Annotated in this window: 14 protein-coding genes and 1 pseudogene; 11 read left to right on the top strand and 4 right to left on the bottom strand. The window is 42.7% G+C overall.

Features of this window, described 5'->3' with window-relative positions:
* Window positions 1–229 precede the first annotated feature (229 nt).
* From O9334_RS12275 to O9334_RS12250, 6 genes and pseudogenes are all read left to right on the top strand, one after another.
* Window positions 230–547: pseudogene (locus tag O9334_RS12275) on the top strand (hypothetical protein); the annotation flags it as partial.
* Window positions 548–682: 135 nt separating this feature from the next.
* The gene (locus tag O9334_RS12270) at window positions 683–2062 is read left to right on the top strand and encodes a tetratricopeptide repeat protein (RefSeq protein WP_288000384.1); all 1380 of its coding nucleotides are present in this window, start codon (window positions 683–685) and stop codon (window positions 2060–2062) included.
* Window positions 2063–2256: 194 nt separating this feature from the next.
* The gene (locus O9334_RS12265) at window positions 2257–2403 is read left to right on the top strand and encodes a hypothetical protein (RefSeq protein WP_288000380.1); all 147 of its coding nucleotides are present in this window, start codon (window positions 2257–2259) and stop codon (window positions 2401–2403) included.
* Window positions 2404–2522: 119 nt separating this feature from the next.
* Window positions 2523–2786 carry a type II toxin-antitoxin system Phd/YefM family antitoxin gene (locus O9334_RS12260; RefSeq protein ID WP_002756068.1) on the top strand — a complete coding sequence of 88 codons (264 nt, stop codon included), beginning with the start codon at window positions 2523–2525 and terminating at the stop codon, window positions 2784–2786.
* Entirely contained in the window at window positions 2786–3040 is a 255-nt protein-coding gene (locus O9334_RS12255; RefSeq protein ID WP_288000379.1) for a type II toxin-antitoxin system RelE family toxin, read from the top strand. Before O9334_RS12260 ends, O9334_RS12255 begins: the two co-directional genes overlap by 1 nt.
* A gap of 55 nt (window positions 3041–3095) precedes the next feature.
* Window positions 3096–3287 carry a hypothetical protein gene (locus O9334_RS12250; protein WP_288000378.1) on the top strand — a complete coding sequence of 64 codons (192 nt, stop codon included), beginning with the start codon at window positions 3096–3098 and terminating at the stop codon, window positions 3285–3287.
* Between the two features lie 46 nt (window positions 3288–3333).
* On the opposite strand, the gene O9334_RS12245 is transcribed toward O9334_RS12250, so the two are convergent.
* Entirely contained in the window at window positions 3334–4527 is a 1194-nt protein-coding gene (locus O9334_RS12245) for a Coenzyme F420 hydrogenase/dehydrogenase, beta subunit C-terminal domain (protein ID WP_288000377.1), read from the bottom strand.
* 115 nt (window positions 4528–4642) lie between these two features.
* A complete protein-coding gene (locus O9334_RS12240; protein ID WP_190380347.1) occupies window positions 4643–5560 on the bottom strand; it encodes a histone deacetylase family protein in 918 nt (305 codons plus the stop codon).
* 160 nt (window positions 5561–5720) lie between these two features.
* Between O9334_RS12240 and O9334_RS12235 the strand changes: the two genes are divergently transcribed.
* The 3 genes from O9334_RS12235 (at window position 5721) to O9334_RS12225 (ending at window position 8960) form a co-directional block, all read left to right on the top strand.
* Window positions 5721–6590 carry an alpha/beta fold hydrolase gene (locus O9334_RS12235; RefSeq protein ID WP_288000376.1) on the top strand — a complete coding sequence of 290 codons (870 nt, stop codon included), beginning with the start codon at window positions 5721–5723 and terminating at the stop codon, window positions 6588–6590.
* A gap of 200 nt (window positions 6591–6790) precedes the next feature.
* Entirely contained in the window at window positions 6791–7729 is a 939-nt protein-coding gene (locus O9334_RS12230) for a glycosyltransferase family 2 protein (RefSeq protein WP_288000383.1), read from the top strand.
* Window positions 7730–8069: 340 nt separating this feature from the next.
* Window positions 8070–8960: a hypothetical protein gene (locus tag O9334_RS12225; protein ID WP_288000375.1), complete on the top strand. Its 891-nt coding sequence runs from the start codon at window positions 8070–8072 to the stop codon at window positions 8958–8960.
* A gap of 118 nt (window positions 8961–9078) precedes the next feature.
* Here O9334_RS12225 and O9334_RS12220 read toward each other — a convergent pair whose 3' ends face one another.
* Window positions 9079–10503 (bottom strand): ammonium transporter, encoded by a 1425-nt coding sequence (locus O9334_RS12220; RefSeq protein ID WP_288000374.1) that lies wholly within the window; start codon window positions 10501–10503, stop codon window positions 9079–9081.
* Window positions 10504–10677: 174 nt separating this feature from the next.
* Complete coding sequence (locus tag O9334_RS12215; RefSeq protein WP_045359163.1) at window positions 10678–12114, bottom strand: ammonium transporter; 1437 nt, start codon at window positions 12112–12114, stop codon at window positions 10678–10680.
* Between the two features lie 398 nt (window positions 12115–12512).
* On the opposite strand from O9334_RS12215, the gene ribD reads away from it, so the two are divergent.
* The gene (gene ribD / locus O9334_RS12210) at window positions 12513–13610 is read left to right on the top strand and encodes a bifunctional diaminohydroxyphosphoribosylaminopyrimidine deaminase/5-amino-6-(5-phosphoribosylamino)uracil reductase RibD (RefSeq protein WP_045359166.1); all 1098 of its coding nucleotides are present in this window, start codon (window positions 12513–12515) and stop codon (window positions 13608–13610) included.
* Window positions 13611–13981: 371 nt separating this feature from the next.
* Window positions 13982–15955: a molecular chaperone HtpG gene (htpG, locus tag O9334_RS12205; RefSeq protein ID WP_288000382.1), complete on the top strand. Its 1974-nt coding sequence runs from the start codon at window positions 13982–13984 to the stop codon at window positions 15953–15955.
* Window positions 15956–16081 lie beyond the last annotated feature (126 nt).

The following is a 16081-nucleotide window of genomic DNA, read 5'->3' as shown; positions in this document are numbered from 1 at the left end:
GTCGATAGCCTTGAATAGAGGTTCCTTCTAGGTTCAAAAATTTGTCAAGTATCATAAGTAAAATACTCTGGTTTTTGGCTATTATATCAAATCTTAACTCGATTGTCTATCTTTTGGTATTAACCTGTTTGTGTCTAAAATTTCTCCCTGTATAGATTTCAGCTATTTTTGAGCGTAAGCACTATCATCGAATTTTATTTTAAGTTAATTATTTGCATAACAATTACCGAAGAGCCAAAAATTTCTCACTTCCCTGAAACAAGTTTCTCCGGATACTGTCACCGCAATTGAAAAAGCACCCGAACAGCCTTTAGATTATGGACAGGCAATTCTAGAGGTGGAATCTGTTGCTAAAACCAGTCCCGAATTAAGCCAAATTATGACCGAGTTGGTTAAAGCGATAGAAGCAGAACCTTCCCTTAAAGAATTGGTTAATAATACCCTTAAATCTCAATCCCAACAAGCAAGCGTTATCAATAATCAAAAATTAGCTGATTCCATAAAGAATGTTTTTCAAGGTAATACATTCATTGGTGGTAATTTCTGACTGCAGCCGCCTGTTAAGGAACAGGTTAAACAACATCCTCACAATTTATCTAATAGTAATATCCCTAGATTTGTTGGTAGGGATCAGGAATTAATTGACTTAAAAAATCAATTACAACAATCCCAAAAGCTTGCTATATCTACCTTAACAGGAATGGGAGGCATAGGTAAAACCGAACTAGCCAGACAGTTTGGCTGGCAAGAATGGCGAGAAAAAGCCTATCCCGGGTGTATATGTTGGTTAAATGTGGCAGAGAGTGACGGCGGTTTTATCGGTACTTCTATTTTAGATTTTGCGCGGGTACATCTCAAATTAACTTTACCGGATGAGGGAGAATTAGACGTAAAAATTCGTTATTGTTGGCAAAATTGGTTAGCGGGAAATGTCCTAATTATCTTTGATGATGTGCGGGATTATCAGCAAATTAGGGATTATTTACCACCGCAAGAAGAGAAACGCTTTCAGGTTTTAATTACCACTCGCAAGGAATATTTATCAGCGACAATTGCGACTTTTCGGGTAGAAGTTTTAAAAGAAAAAGATGCACTTGATTTATTGCGTTCCTACCTTAAAGACAACAGAATTGACACACAAATTGAGGCAGCTAAATTATTATGTCAGGATTTGGGTTATTTACCCTTGGCGTTAGAATTGGTGGCAAGGTTACTGGTACGACGACAGGATTGGAAAATTAGCAAAATACGGGAGAAATTAGCCGAAAAAGGCTTAGATGAGCCAATTTTAGCCAAAAATCCCAAGTTTCATGGGGAAATGACTGCGGAAAGAGGGTTAAAAGCTGCCTTTAATCTCAGTTGGGAGGAGTTGCATAGCGAACCAGAAGCGCAAATTTTGGCACTTTATCTCAGTTTATTCGCTCTTGCGCCCTTTCCCAAGGGAATGATTCTGGATTTATTTCCCGATGAGGATGGGGATACAGTGGAGGAATGGTTAACCGATAGTTTAGTCCATCTGAGTTTAGTTCAGGATAAGGGTGATGGTTGGTATGAAATTCATCCCCTGTTACGTCGCTATTTTCGGGATAAGTTAGAAGCATCACCCCACGCAGAACCAGCAAAACGCCGTTATTGTGGGATTATGGCCAAAAAATCGGCAGAAATGCCAGAGAATCTCACTGTAGAAATCGTTGAAGAATTTAAACCTTTCCTTCTCCATCTACAAGCATCTGTCGGGGAATATCCCCAATATATCGCTGATGAGGATTTATTATGGTCTTATACGGGTTTAGCTAGTTATTATAATGGACAAGGATTGTATGCTATTGCTGAACCTTACTGTCAAGCTTGTTTAACCGCAACTCGAACCCACTTAGGAGACAATCATCCCGATGTGGCAACTTCCCTCAACAATTTAGCACTATTATACGAATCCCAAGGCAGGTACACAGAAGCAGAACCTCTCCTTCTAGAAGCGATTAATATTGTCAGGGAAAGATTAGGGGAAAATCATCCCCATACCCAAACCGTTTATCATAATTATCTGAGGATGCTGTCTTAACTATGATTGGAATGATTGAATGATGGACTATGACTAGGGAGCTAGTTAAGAGTTTCTGAAAAGTAAATGCCTAACCCTAGTGGATTAGAGATGAAGATTGATTGAATGAACGAATCATAGTCAATCACATAATCACATCAATCATAGTTAAGACCGTTGGAAAAGAGGGTCTGTAGGCGCACGGATTTTCCATTATGAATATAGTATCCTGTCAAGTCGCCTTTGTCAAGAGAAAATTTAACAACATCCAGACAAACGTTATTGTAGGGGTAATTCATGAATTACCCCTACACCTATTACCTAGTCCAGTAACCCACCACCATCGACAGTGGTTGAATTAATCACTGATGACTACAATGATGGATAATTATAGGAGGATGCTGTCTGGAGTGTGATTAGGAGAGATTGTTAAATACCTACAATAATTTTTATTATTTCATCATCAAAAAAAGGATTAATTATGATCAAAAAAATTAAAATCGCCGATGCTCAAACCGATTTACCAAGTCTCGTTAAATCGGTTACAGAAGATAACAAAATTTATGCCATTGAGAATCAGGAGGACTCTGTAATTTTGATTTCCCAAAAAAACTATGAAAGTTTACAAGAAACCATCGAATTACTATCTATTCCCGATTTAAGAGAAAGCTTACAACTATCTCTACAGCAAATTAATGAAAATGAAACCTATTCTCTTGAGGAAGTTTTGGGAGACATTGATTAATGGTTTATAAAGTCAGATTTACCAAAGAAGCAAAAAAAGATGTTGATAAGCTGACCCCTAAACTTAAGAAAAAACTGAAATCAATTATCCAAGATACCCTGAGTATTTCTCCCTATAGTGGCAAAAAATTAGTAGGAGATTTAACGGGTTTCTATTCAATTCGCTTAAGTTATCAAGATAGAATACTTTACACCATTAATGATGAACAGAAGTTAATCTATATTCATCGTACTAAAACCCATTATGGCGAATAAGCTAGACCTTGAAAATTCTTGAAAAGAGCGTCTGTAGGCGCACGGATTTTCCATTATGAATATAATATCATGTCAAGAGGCTTTTGTCAAGAGAAATTTTGACAACATCCAATCTATAAAAACAAAACATCCAGACGTTGACTTTATGGAATTTGCCAGTATGGCAGCAGATATAGAAAATACTATGCAAGAGATTGTCGAAGTCAGGGCGAAGCATTCGGATGATAACCTATCGCTGAAACCGTAGATTTCCTATCTGAATGCTGCGCCCCTACTTTTTCTGCATACCCTAATTAATCGGGCAATTTATACTGTTCCACAATCTTTTTAGCATATTCAGGAACATGAGCCGCTAATTTTTCAGGATAATTACGTTTAACATAAAGGTAATTACGGGTAAAGTGAGAATCGATGGAAAAGCGAGCATATTCTAGACCTTTAGGCCCGATTTTTTCAATGACTACTCCCATCATTTTTGCCGCCCACATCGGCAAGGTTACACCTTTATCGTAGGCAGGAATGCTATTTTGTACCGCCTGTTTTCTATCACCACTAGACATAACATCTTGGGTATTTAATTGATCTTTAACTAACTCTAACATTTCCTTGCCCGTATCATTACGAACGACAATCCATTGCCAGCCAAAAGGTGCGCCCATATAGCCCACAACCAAATCGGCAAGGGAGTTAACATAATCAAAACAAGTCATACAGGAAGGGGCAAAAACATCTTTTAATTTATTAGTCTTTAAGCCAAAAAAGGGAACCATTTCCATCGAGCCGTCTTCGTGTTTAAAGTGTACCCGAAAATCCTGCATAAATTCGTAATGAACCACGGTTTCTGGGGAACGACTGGTAGTTTCTAGAAACTTTTGCAGTCCTGAGCGGGTGACATTATCGACGCAGGGAGTTCCTAAGACATATAACTTTTCTAAGCCTAATTTTTTTTCTACTGCTCTTAGGGCTTGAATTTGACAACCAACTCCGATAACTAATAACCGTTTCATGCCCGATTTTTCAATTTCTTCTAGCACTGATAAATTGGGAGAAAGAGTCGGTTTATTAACTTTAGCGGCGAGAATTTCTTCCCTGGTACGGGCGAGAATCGGCTGCGGTTGAAAGCGATCCTCGGCGGTATTCTGCACACAAACCACCCCTTCTACTAAACCACGATCGAGCATTTCACAGGCAATTGTACTGACGATTCCTGTCCATTGCGCCCCGGGGATAGCTTGTTTTTTCTTGGCAGCCATCATCTCTTGATGAACACCAAAATAGAGATCATTTTCCTGATTTAAGTCGCGACTTTTGCCGTGTGCTGCTGCTTCTAAATCGGCAATTTGTTGATGGATAAAAGCACAAGCTTCTTTAACGTAGTGAATGTAATAAGTGTCACAAAGTCCGCACTCGCTACACAATTCTTTGGCAGGACGACGACTATTGGGCTTGAGGGCTTTGGCTTTGAGGTGTGGTGCAAGCGAGTTCATAATCTTAAAAGGCAACTAGGTCAAGGGTTTTTTTCTATCGATCGTTTACCTTACCGCATTAGATCGCTTTGTTAGCAATCTTTTTAAAGAAATGTAACGATTACCCGGATTAGGATCAGAGCAAAGCTTCTAAGGTGGCGACGACGGAAGCCGCTAAAGTTTCTAAATCATAACCGCCTTCTAAGCCGAAAAGCAGCGGTTTATTGAGAGTTAAGAGGTATTTGGTTAAAATTCCATAATCCTGTGGGTGTAAACAAATTCCCGCCAGAGGATCCGCTTGATTGGCATCATATCCAGCACTAACAATCACTAAATCCGGTTGAAAATTTTTCAGAAAAGGTATGACTTGCCCCTCAAAATGTTCTTGATAATCTTTAATCGTACTTCCCGCCAGTAAGGGAATATTCAAAACATTATTAAACTCCCCGGTTTCTCGCGCTTCTCCCGTGCCGGGATAAAAGGGGAATTGATGGAGGGAACAATAGGCAATCTGGGGATGATTTTCGACTATATCCTGGGTGCCATTGCCGTGATGCACGTCCCAATCAAGAATCGCTACTTTTTGCACTCTTTTGTTTTCTAAAGCATAATAGGCGGCAATAGCAGCATTAGAAAACAGACAGAAACCCATGCCATAATTAGAAGTGGCATGATGCCCGGGAGGACGGGCTAAAATAAAGGCAGGATCGCCGGTGGATAAGACTCGATCGACTCCATCTAACCAGCCACTAACCGCTAGTAACGCCACATCGTAACTACGGGCAGAAACGGGAGTATCTGCATCCAATCTTCCCCCACCCCGTTGACAAATTCGCCGCAATATATCAACATAATCTTGATTATGAACTTGTTTAATCAAAGGGATTACTTCCTCACGAATTTCGAGCGGTGTCGGTAAATGCCATGTTAATTTTGACTGCCATTCTGTTTGTTTTAAAGCCTCGACAATTGCCGTTAAACGCGCCGCTTTTTCGGGATGGTAAATACCTGTATCGTGATCGAGAAATTCATCGGAATAGATAATCGAGATCATAATCAAATTACTGCTTAACTCGTTGATTTTTGAGCAACCCAATGGTTTTAATCTACCAGAAAAGCAGCGGCTTGAGCGGCTATAGTGAAAAAACTTTACTGATTGGGTCACTTTTGCCAGATGATGCAATTATCTTTCCCCAAGGTGACAGGAGGCAAAAATGCTGACAAATTTTCGGAAATTTCAACTAGAAGTTAATGGCATTACTATCAATGGTATCAAAGGTGGGCGCGGTTTTCCGCTGCTTTTGCTGCATGGTTATCCCCAAACCCATCAAATGTGGCATAAAATCGCCCCCCGATTAGCGGCTAATTTTACGGTGATCGCCACGGATCTGCGCGGCTACGGGGATAGCGATAAACCCTTACCCCTAGAGGATTCTAGCAATTACTGCAAGCGAGTCATGGCCCTCGATCAGGTGTTGCTGATGGAAAAATTGGGTTATCAGGAATTTTATCTAATCGGCCACGATCGAGGGGCGCGAGTTTCCCACCGTCTCGCCCTTGATTTTCCCGAAAAGGTCAAAAAACTCGTTTTACTCGATATAGCCCCAACGCTGGCGATGTACGAGGCGACTGATAAAACTTTTGCCACTGCCTACTATCATTGGTTTTTCTTGATTCAGCCTTCCCCTTTTCCCGAAACCCTGATCGCCGCTAATCCCGATTATTATCTGCAACATTGCTTGCAAAGTTGGGGCCGAGATTTTAGCGCTTTTACAGAGGAATCTTTGGGGGAATATCGGCGTTGTTTTCGAGATTTAAGGACGATAACCGCCACTTGTGCCGATTATCGGGCCGCCGCTACCATCGATTTAGAGCATGATCGTCAGGATTTAGACCGGAAAATTTCCTCCCCCCTCTTGGTTCTTTGGGGAAAAAAAGGTTTCATTGCACGTCAATACGATGTGATTGCTCTTTGGCAGCAGCGAGCTAATCAAGTCACCGGACAAGCGATCGCCAGTGGTCATTTTTTACCGGAAGAAGCACCGGAAGAGACGGGACAGGCGATCGAGGAGTTCCTTGGCTAAGTAAAGAGATTGACGGCAGAATTCTCTGAGTTAGGAGCCGGAAGAAAGGAGGTAAATCGTTGGCTAATCGGGTTTTCACTTTGACAAAATTATACTCCTGTTAGAATATTGAACCTAAGATAATTATTAAACACAGGAGGAAAAAACTGGGATTAAATCGATTTTTTTCAATCAATTACTGGTCAAATATTATTATGCAAATGCTAAAATATTCCCTGATTGTCCCCATCTATAACGAGGAAGAAACTATTGCCGAACTGTATCGCCGGGTGAGTGCCATCATGAATAATTTAGATGGGGCGGTAGAATTAATCCTAGTAAATGATGGTAGTAAAGATGGTTCCTTAAAACTGCTGCGAGAACTGCACAAAGCTGATTCACGAGTATGTTATATCAGTTTCGCCCGCAATTTTGGTCATCAAGCGGCGGTAACTGCTGGACTTAATTTTTGCCGAGGACAAGTAATTATTGTTTTGGATGCCGACCTGCAAGATCCGCCCGAATTAATTCCCCAAATGATTGAAAAATGGCAAGAGGGGTATCAAGTAGTTTATGCCCAAAGAACCAAGAGAAAACAAGAAAGTTGGTTTAAAAAACTGACGGCCTATCTCTTTTATCGTTTGCTTAAAAGACTCGCTGATGTGGATATTCCCGCCGATACAGGAGACTTTTGTTTAATGGATCGTCAGGTAGTAGATCTATTAAATTCTCTCCCAGAAAGAAATCGTTATATTCGTGGGTTGCGCGCTTGGATTGGCTTTCCACAAACTGCGGTTAAATTTGAGCGGGATGCGCGCTTTGCCGGGGAAGTAAAATATACCTTTAGCAAATCATTATCTTTAGCTATTAATAGCCTAGTATCTTTTTCCCGTGTCCCCTTACGTTTTGCCACCTATCTAGGATTATTTTCTGCCCTGATATCTTTGATTATGGCTCTGTTAGTATTATATTGGCGTTTACAGCAACCCGACTCACCGATCACGGGTTTTGCCACGATTATGATCGCTATATTTTTTCTGGGTTCTGTGCAGCTAATTAGCATCGGAATACTAGGAGAATATATCGGCAGAATTTACGAGGAAGTTAAAGGCAGACCCACCTACACAATTGCTGAGTTAGCTGGCTTACAAATTTCTTGATTATTGTCGGTAAGAATCGCTAAAATTGCCAGTTGATGGAGAGAATAAAAAGCTTTCTTGAGTGCCGCTCTCTGTTTTTTCAACCCTAGGATGCGAAAAGTCTTGACAAATGGACAGCTTTGCTGTATGTTGGTGGGTAAGAATCCCATAATACCAAATCCGTTTTTAATAGTGTGATTAACTCACAAGTTATGGATTGTTTCTCCCCACTCCCTTCTCCCTGCTCCCTGCTCCCTGCTCCGCTGCTCCCCTATACCTTTTAAACAGGATTTAGTGTAATTAGCCCCTCTGTAGCGATAACAGCTAAAACTAAAAAACTATTCAGGACGAAGAATCATTTATGAAAGCGATCGTTTTAACCTGCGATAAGTACATTAAATTTGCCGATCACATGATTTATACTTATCAAAAATGGTGGCCGAGTAATCCTTTTACTTTTCGGGTTCCCTACGGCGATTATCCTGAGAACTTGGCAAAATATGGCGATAAAGTGGAGTTAATTCCGATGGATTCTGCCAAGGTTATTCATCCTATTGAAACCGAGAAGGGAACTAAACAAGTTAGCCTGATCAGGGATACGGTTTTAAATCTCTTAAAAGACTTGCCTGACGAAGAATGGATTTATTGGTGCATGGATGATAATTATCTGATACGAATTCAAGAAGAAGCAGTTAATGATATCTACAATTTTGTTATCAATAACGCCGATTCCGATCTAATAGCAGTTTTATTCGTGCGCAACCGTAAAGGTGGTTACTTTAAAAGCGACAAATTTATCCAAGAAGGAGTCAAGATTCTCACGCCTAAAAAGCAAGTAGTTTTACGAGAAACAGTATTTTCTCAAGCAGATATTCTCCAGAGTGTCTGGTCTCATCAATTCATCAGAGTAAAAGCTTTGAGAAGAATTTTTGAAAGTTTTCCTGATCGACCATTTGTAGGTAAGGAAATGGATAGTTTTAAACACACAAAATTAGTGGGAGAAAGACAATTAATTGTGGAGAATAATATAGCTGTGTATGGGGAAAGCACCAGTCGCGGTGAAATCACAGAAAATTGCGCCGCTAGTTTTAAACGCTGGGGAATGGAGTTACCGACGAATATGAACATCTCTAAGACCTATCAGGTAATAGGAGAAATTCCCTATCAATGGCTAGGATTAAAAATAACCCCGCCTCCCAGAGTCAAAAGGTTTTTAACCGATGTTACTCGCTGGTATTGGCGTAATGTGTGAGGGGTTGAAATTTAAACTCACCTAGGAACAGACCCGTTCCTTTTCTTGATTGTTCCGCCCAGTTTCACAGAGACGAAATTTCGCCTCTGTTAGCTGGACTGATAGCTGATTGGAATCGCTAATAATTTTCTCGAGGATTTGTGGTCGGAGAATTTTCTTGGTAGGAAAAGCTGCTACCAAACTCGAATTCCCGTCCGTAGGCTTCCTCTCCGTGTTCAGGAACATCTAACCCTTCTGCTTCCGTATTCGGTTTAACCCGCAGCTCCATAAATAGACTGAGAACTTTCAGGATAACAAAAGTACCCACGGCCGCAAAGATATAAGTAGCGGCAACGCCAACAAATTGCGTCCACAGTAACCCCGGATTCCCAAAAAATAAACCATCATTTCCGGCTGAATTAACCGATTTTGTGGCAAAAAGCCCCGTAAGCAGCGCCCCTATGGTCCCGCCGACACCATGGACGGGATAGGTATCCAAAGAATCATCAAAGCGCAATTTTGCCCGCAGACTAACCGCAAAAAAACAGGTAAGGGCAGTGATCGAACCAATGAGAATCGCCCCAATCGGCAGTACATAGCCGGCAGCCGGAGTTATACCGACTAATCCCCCTAAAAATCCACTAGCAATACCGATCGCCGTCGGTTTACCCCGTAAAATCCATTCTATAAGCATCCATGTCAAACCACCAGCCGAAGCTGCGATACTGGTATTAACAAAAGCTGTCGTGGCCAGGGAACTAGAGGAAAGCGCACTACCCCCGTTAAAACCAAACCAACCGAACCAGAGTAAACCGATACCTAGGAGAACAAAAGGCACATTATGGGGTGCATAGGTTTGGACACCAAAACTACGCCGCGGACCGATCATCCAGGCGGCCACCAGTGCGGAAATCCCGGAACTAATGTGAACAACGGTTCCACCGGCGAAATCCAGCGCCCCAGTGGCTGCCAACCAACCCTTACCCCAAACCCAGTGAGCTAGGGGAGAATAGATAAAGGTGGACCAAAGCAGTAAAAACCAAAAATAGGCTTTAAAGTTGACCCGTTCCACGATCGCACCCGAAATTAAAGCCGGGGTGATGATGGCGAACATCATCTGATAGACCATAAAAACTTGATGGGGAACGGTGGGTGCATAACCGATATTGTCAGGTGTGGCCGCGGTGACACCGTTAAGAAAAATCCAATCTAGTCCCCCGATAAAAGCTTCAATTCCCTCGCCAAAACCACTTTTACCCGGGGTGACATCGAAAGCGAGACTATAACCCCACAGCACCCAAGTTACACCGATTACGCCCATGGCTACCAAACTCATCATCATGGTGTTGAGGACGTTACGCGAACGCACTAAACCCCCATAAAAAAAAGCCAGTCCGGGGGTCATTAATAAAACTAAAGCCGACGAGATCAGCATCCAAGCTGTATCTCCAGCACTAATCGGATTGGGGGGAGCGGCGGCGACGGTTTCCGCAAAAACCGGGGCAACTCCGCAATTGAATCCCAGTCCCAGCAAAAGCATGGTTATTCCTACGATCTTTTTCATTGTCGGTTGGTGGTTAGTAGCAAGATTAATTTTTTCTGTCCGTAAAGAGACAAAAACCGAAAGAGAAAAGGTTTAGAAGGCAATTATAGCCACCGATCGCATCGGGGCGAGGCCTTCTTCCTTTTCTCTTTAACTTTGTCGGGGATAGGTTAATCTATCTTTACAAGGTTTACCCTAACGAGTGCTAGACGTTTCCATGTCAACACTGGAAGCATAATGGCCGCCGGCAACGATATCGGACTCCTTGACGAAACCGCTATAGGCTTCCATTCCGTGTTCACCCACATCCAAACCTTCCATTTCTTCTTCGGGAGTAACACGAATACCGAGGGTAGCCTTGAGGATTGTCCAAACAATACCACTAACAATCAGGGTAAAGGCCCCTACTGCTACAATCCCGATAATTTGGTTAATAAACAGTTGGAATTGACCGGTGATTAAACCCGCATCTTTGTTGAAGATACCCACGGCTAAAGTTCCAAACACACCACAGACGAGGTGAACGGAAGTCGCACCCACGGGGTCATCAATTTCCAGCTTATCGAAGAAAGCCACCGAGTAAACCACGACCACACCAGCAATTAAACCGATAATTAAGGCCGACCAATAGGATACACCATCACAACTGGCAGTAACCGCTACTAAACCGGCGAGAATACCGTTAATAATCATCGAAAGGTCGGGTTTACCATCTTTCGCCCAAGCGGTAAAGGTAGCGGCAATGCCGCCCGCGGCCCCGGCGAGGTTAGTGGTGACAGCGATATAGGGTACAGTTTCATTAACCGCTAAAGCAGAACCGGGGTTAAAACCGAACCAGCCAATCCAGAGAATTAAACAACCCAAGGTCGCGATACTCATGTTATGGCCGGGTAAGGCACTGGTGCGACCGTTGATGTATTTACCCATTCTCGGGCCGAGAATTGCCGCCCCCGTTAAGGCAGACCAACCACCGACCGAGTGAACCACCGTCGAACCGGCGAAGTCTTTAAAACCAAGGTCGGCTAACCAACCGCCACCCCAAACCCAGTGACCGGTGATCGGGTACATGATACCGACGATAATTAAGCTAAAAACCAGGAAATCGGTGAATTTAATCCGTTCTGCCACCGCCCCAGATACAATGGTTGCCGCCGTTCCCGCGAAAGCTACTTGGAACAGGAAGAACACTGAGGTGGGCAAAGAGGCGGGCATAACGTAGGTGGCGGGATCGCTACTGCTAAGGAACCAACCTCCCGTACCGAAAAATTCGTTACTGACAGACCCAAACATCAGGGAGAAACCGATCGCCCAAAATGATATGGTGGAGAGGGCGAAAACGATCAGGTTTTTGGCGAGAACGTTAACGGCGTTTTTCTGGCGACAGAATCCCGTTTCTAGCATCGCAAAACCTGCGTTCATAAAGATCACGAGGATGGAGGCAATTAAAACCCAGATTGTATTGAGGGCGTTTTGGACATCTTCGGGGGTTAGGGGTTTCGCATCTTGGGCCTGTACGGCTGTGTTCCAAACCACGAAAATAATCGCGGACAAAGGAACACAGGCTAACCAGACAGGGTTAATTTTCGGTAACAAACCGACAAGTTCCCCAGATTTTCGAGCAATTCGTTTCATCGTTAATTCATTTACTTTTTTGAGTTAGTAGGTCGATTCATTACTGTTGAAAATAATTACCGAGCAATTATGTCCGTTCAAACGCTAAATCCTAGGAACAGAGGTCAATCATTTCAGAAGACCAAACAGCTAGGGATTTATCTTGAGGTGTGAGTAGTCAATGTTTTTTGATCTTTGTTTTTTTTTATTTGAGATTTCTGTATCCTCTGATACGTTTCACTTTAAAATAACAATAGTAGAGAAGTGATCAATAATTCAGTTATCAGTTATCAGATGTGAGTTTTCAGTTCACTGATTACTGTTTACTGTTTACTGATCACTGAAAAAAGCTTCCCACTGATCACTGATTACTGTTTACTAATCACTGAAAAGTCTCCCCTCATTTGGAGAAATAAACAATGGACCGGGCAACGGAATTCGATCGCACAATGATGCAAAGATGTCTAACCCTTGCTAGGCAAGGCTTGGGGCGGACTTCTCCTAATCCTTTGGTGGGTGCTGTGATCGTTCAAGAGGGTATAATTATCGGCGAAGGGTTTCACCCGGAGGCCGGACAACCCCATGCAGAAGTTTTCGCCCTGAGACAGGCAGCAGAAAAAGCGCGTGGTGCCACTTTATACGTCAATCTTGAACCCTGTAACCACTATGGACGTACTCCCCCCTGTAGCGAGGCAATTATGCAAGCGGGCATTAAAAAAGTGGTGGTGGGGATGATCGATCCTAATCCCCTGGTGGCGGGGAAAGGCATTGAAAGATTAGCATCGGCAGGCATCGAGACACTGGTGGGGGTGGAGGAGTCCGAATGTCGTCAACTTAATCAGGGTTTTATCCATCGCATCACCGCTAAAAAACCCTTCGGTATCCTCAAATATGCCATGACTCTCGATGGCAAAATTGCCGCTACTAGCGGTCATAGCACTTGGATTACTAGCCCCGCTTCTCGCCAAATAGTCCATCAACTGCGATCGGCCTGTGATGCGATTATCGTCGGCGGTAGCACTGTCCGTCAAGATAATCCTCACCTAACCACTCACGGCCTCTCCGATCATAATCCCCTGCGCGTGGTCATGACTCGATCGCTCGATTTACCCCCCTCCGCCCATCTTTGGGATACCAGTCAATTTCCCACGCTTGTCTATACACAAATTGATTCTAATGTCAAGCTTAAGCAACAATTATTAACAAAAGGCGTAGAAGTGATCGAACTAACCGAGGTGACACCCACTTTAGTGATGGAAAATCTTGATCAGAGGGGATTTTGTCAGGTTTTGTGGGAGTGCGGCGGCGGTTTAAGCGCAGCAGCGATCGCTGAGGGCATGGTACAAAAAATTATCGCTTTTATCGCGCCCAAAATCATCGGGGGAATCCAAGCACCTACTGCCGTGGGCGATTTAGGTTTCCAGTTAATGAGCCAAGCTTTACAGTTAGAAAATGTCACGGTTAATTATCTCAATCCCGATATTTTGATTGAGGGATATCTGCAAAGTGAAAAGTAGAGCTAAGCTGCCCGCGCATTTAAATTGCTTATTGAGATGAGGCACTCTTGCAAGAGGCAAGGGGGGGGGGAGATTCAGCTAATCTAAGGATAGGCGGTTAAAATGCGTCTTAGCTTACTGCAATTCCCCCTCAATCGGCAAATCTCAACCAACCGCTTGCAAAAGTCAAAAAGTCATCGATAACCCCGATAATCTGGCACTTACCCCTGATTTTTGCGAGCGAGTTCTAGAAATCGACCCGCTGCCGTCAAATGCGTTTATCGGTACGGTTATCCCCCTAGAAGAAGTTGGGCAATCGCTCTGTGATCAATGGTGCCATTATCGAGCAAAATAAAAAAGTTAGAATAGTCAAACCCTTAGTGATTGAACGTATGACGGTACTCGAAAAAGGTAATATCACGATTCATACCGAGAATATCTTCCCTATTATCAAAAAATCTCTCTACACTGACCATGAAATTTTTCTGCGGGAATTGATATCTAATAGTGTTGATGCCATCTCGAAATTAAAAATGGCTTCCTTAGCAGGAGAAACAAGAGGAGAAGTACCCGAACCAGAAATTAATCTCGCCATCGATAAAGAAAATCGTACCCTATCAATTACCGATAATGGAATCGGGATGACGGGGGAAGAAATCAAGAAATATATTAACCAAGTTGCCTTTTCCAGTGCGGAAGAATTTATCGATAAATACCAAAAATCAGCCAACGATTTAATCGGTCATTTTGGCCTAGGTTTCTATTCGGCTTTTATGGTGGCTAAAAAGGTAGAGATTGATACTCTTTCCTATCAGGAAGGTGCTACCCCTGTCCATTGGTGCTGTGATGGTTCTCCAGAGTTTGAATTAACCGATTCTTCCCGCAACCAAATCGGCACGACTATTACCCTAACTTTAATGGATGAAGAAGGGGAATATTTAGAACCTGCCCGCATTCGCCAGTTAGTCAAAACCTACTCGGATTTTATGCTCGTTCCCATTAAAATTGATGGGGAAGTGATTAATCAACAACGGGCTTTATGGAAAGAATCTCCTCAAAATCTGACGAAAGAAGACTACCTAGAATTCTATCGTTATCTCTATCCTTTCCAAGAAGAACCTTTACTCTGGGTACATCTGAATACCGATTATCCTTTCTTGCTCAATGGCATTCTTTATTTTCCCAAACTCAGACCGGATGTGGATGTCTCAAAAGGACAGTTAAAGTTATTCTGTAATCAGGTTTTTGTCAGCGATCATTGCGAGGAAATTATTCCCGATTTCCTGATCCCCTTGCGAGGAGTTATCGATAGTCCAGATATTCCTTTAAATGTGTCTCGAAGTGCTTTAACCAAAGATCGCACCGTTCGCCGCATTGCCGATTTTATTGCCAAAAAAATTGCTGATCGCCTCAAATCTCTCTACAACGAAGACGCAAAAGAATATATTCGTTGTTGGAGAGATGTGGGAACTTTTATTAAATTTGGTTCCTTAAAAGAGGATAAATTTAAACAGCAGGTAGAAGATATTTTAATCTATCGCACTACCTACAAACCCCCAGAAACCCCAGTACAAGTGGAAGTGCAAACCGCCGAAGGTGACGCATGGCAAGAAGCAACGGCGAAAACTCCCCTAGAAGCGATCGAACAGGAAGGTTATACTACTCTCAAAGCCTACCTAGAACGCCATAAAGAACGCCACGAAAATCGAGTTTTTTACTGTACCGATCCTCGTAGCCAATCCACCTACGTTGAACTCTACAAAAATCAAGGTTTAGAAATCCTTTTCTTTGATTCTTTCATCGATACTAATTACTTTATTCCTTTCCTAGAAAGAGAATACTCCGATGTGAAATTCACCCGGGTTGATTCTGAATTAGACTCGACGCTGCTCGAACAGGATCAAGCTAGTGAAATTATCGATCCCGCCAGTAATAAAACCCGGGCTGAATTGATCAAAGAAATCTTCGCCAAAGCCCTCGATAATTCCCGCATCAATATCAAAACTGAAGCCTTGAAATCCGATGATCCCCAAGCTACTCCCCCGGCAATTGTCTTACTTCCAGAAGCGATGCGACGCTTACAGGAAATGACGGCAATGATGCAACAAAAAGCCATGGCTTTCCCCGAAGAACATATTCTGATGATTAATACTAATCATCCCCTCATTCAACAGATTGTCCAGATTAGTCAGGGAAGTATTGTTACCGGTAGCGGCGAATCTCCATCAGCGCAATTAGCGAAAATGCTCTGTCAGCACGTTTATGATTTAGCTGTAATCGCTCAAAAAGGATTTGATGCCGAGGGAATGCAAGCTTTTGTGGAACGTTCCAATCGCGTTCTGACTAAGCTAACCGAAAAGATTTAATCTATTGCCAAACTTTAGCTGTTTCGATATGCTGAGAGTGTGTTAATTCACACTCTTTTTTTAACCTGATCAATATGATCTAGCGATAAGCTATCTTGCCGCCGTCAGCCTTGAATCAGTTAAGTA

The sequence above is a fragment of the Microcystis sp. LE19-8.1F genome (genome assembly GCF_027531715.1).
Taxonomy (GTDB): domain Bacteria; phylum Cyanobacteriota; class Cyanobacteriia; order Cyanobacteriales; family Microcystaceae; genus Microcystis; species Microcystis wesenbergii_A.
Note: the sequence above shows the minus strand (reverse complement) of the source record. Positions and strands in the feature narration are given on the sequence as shown.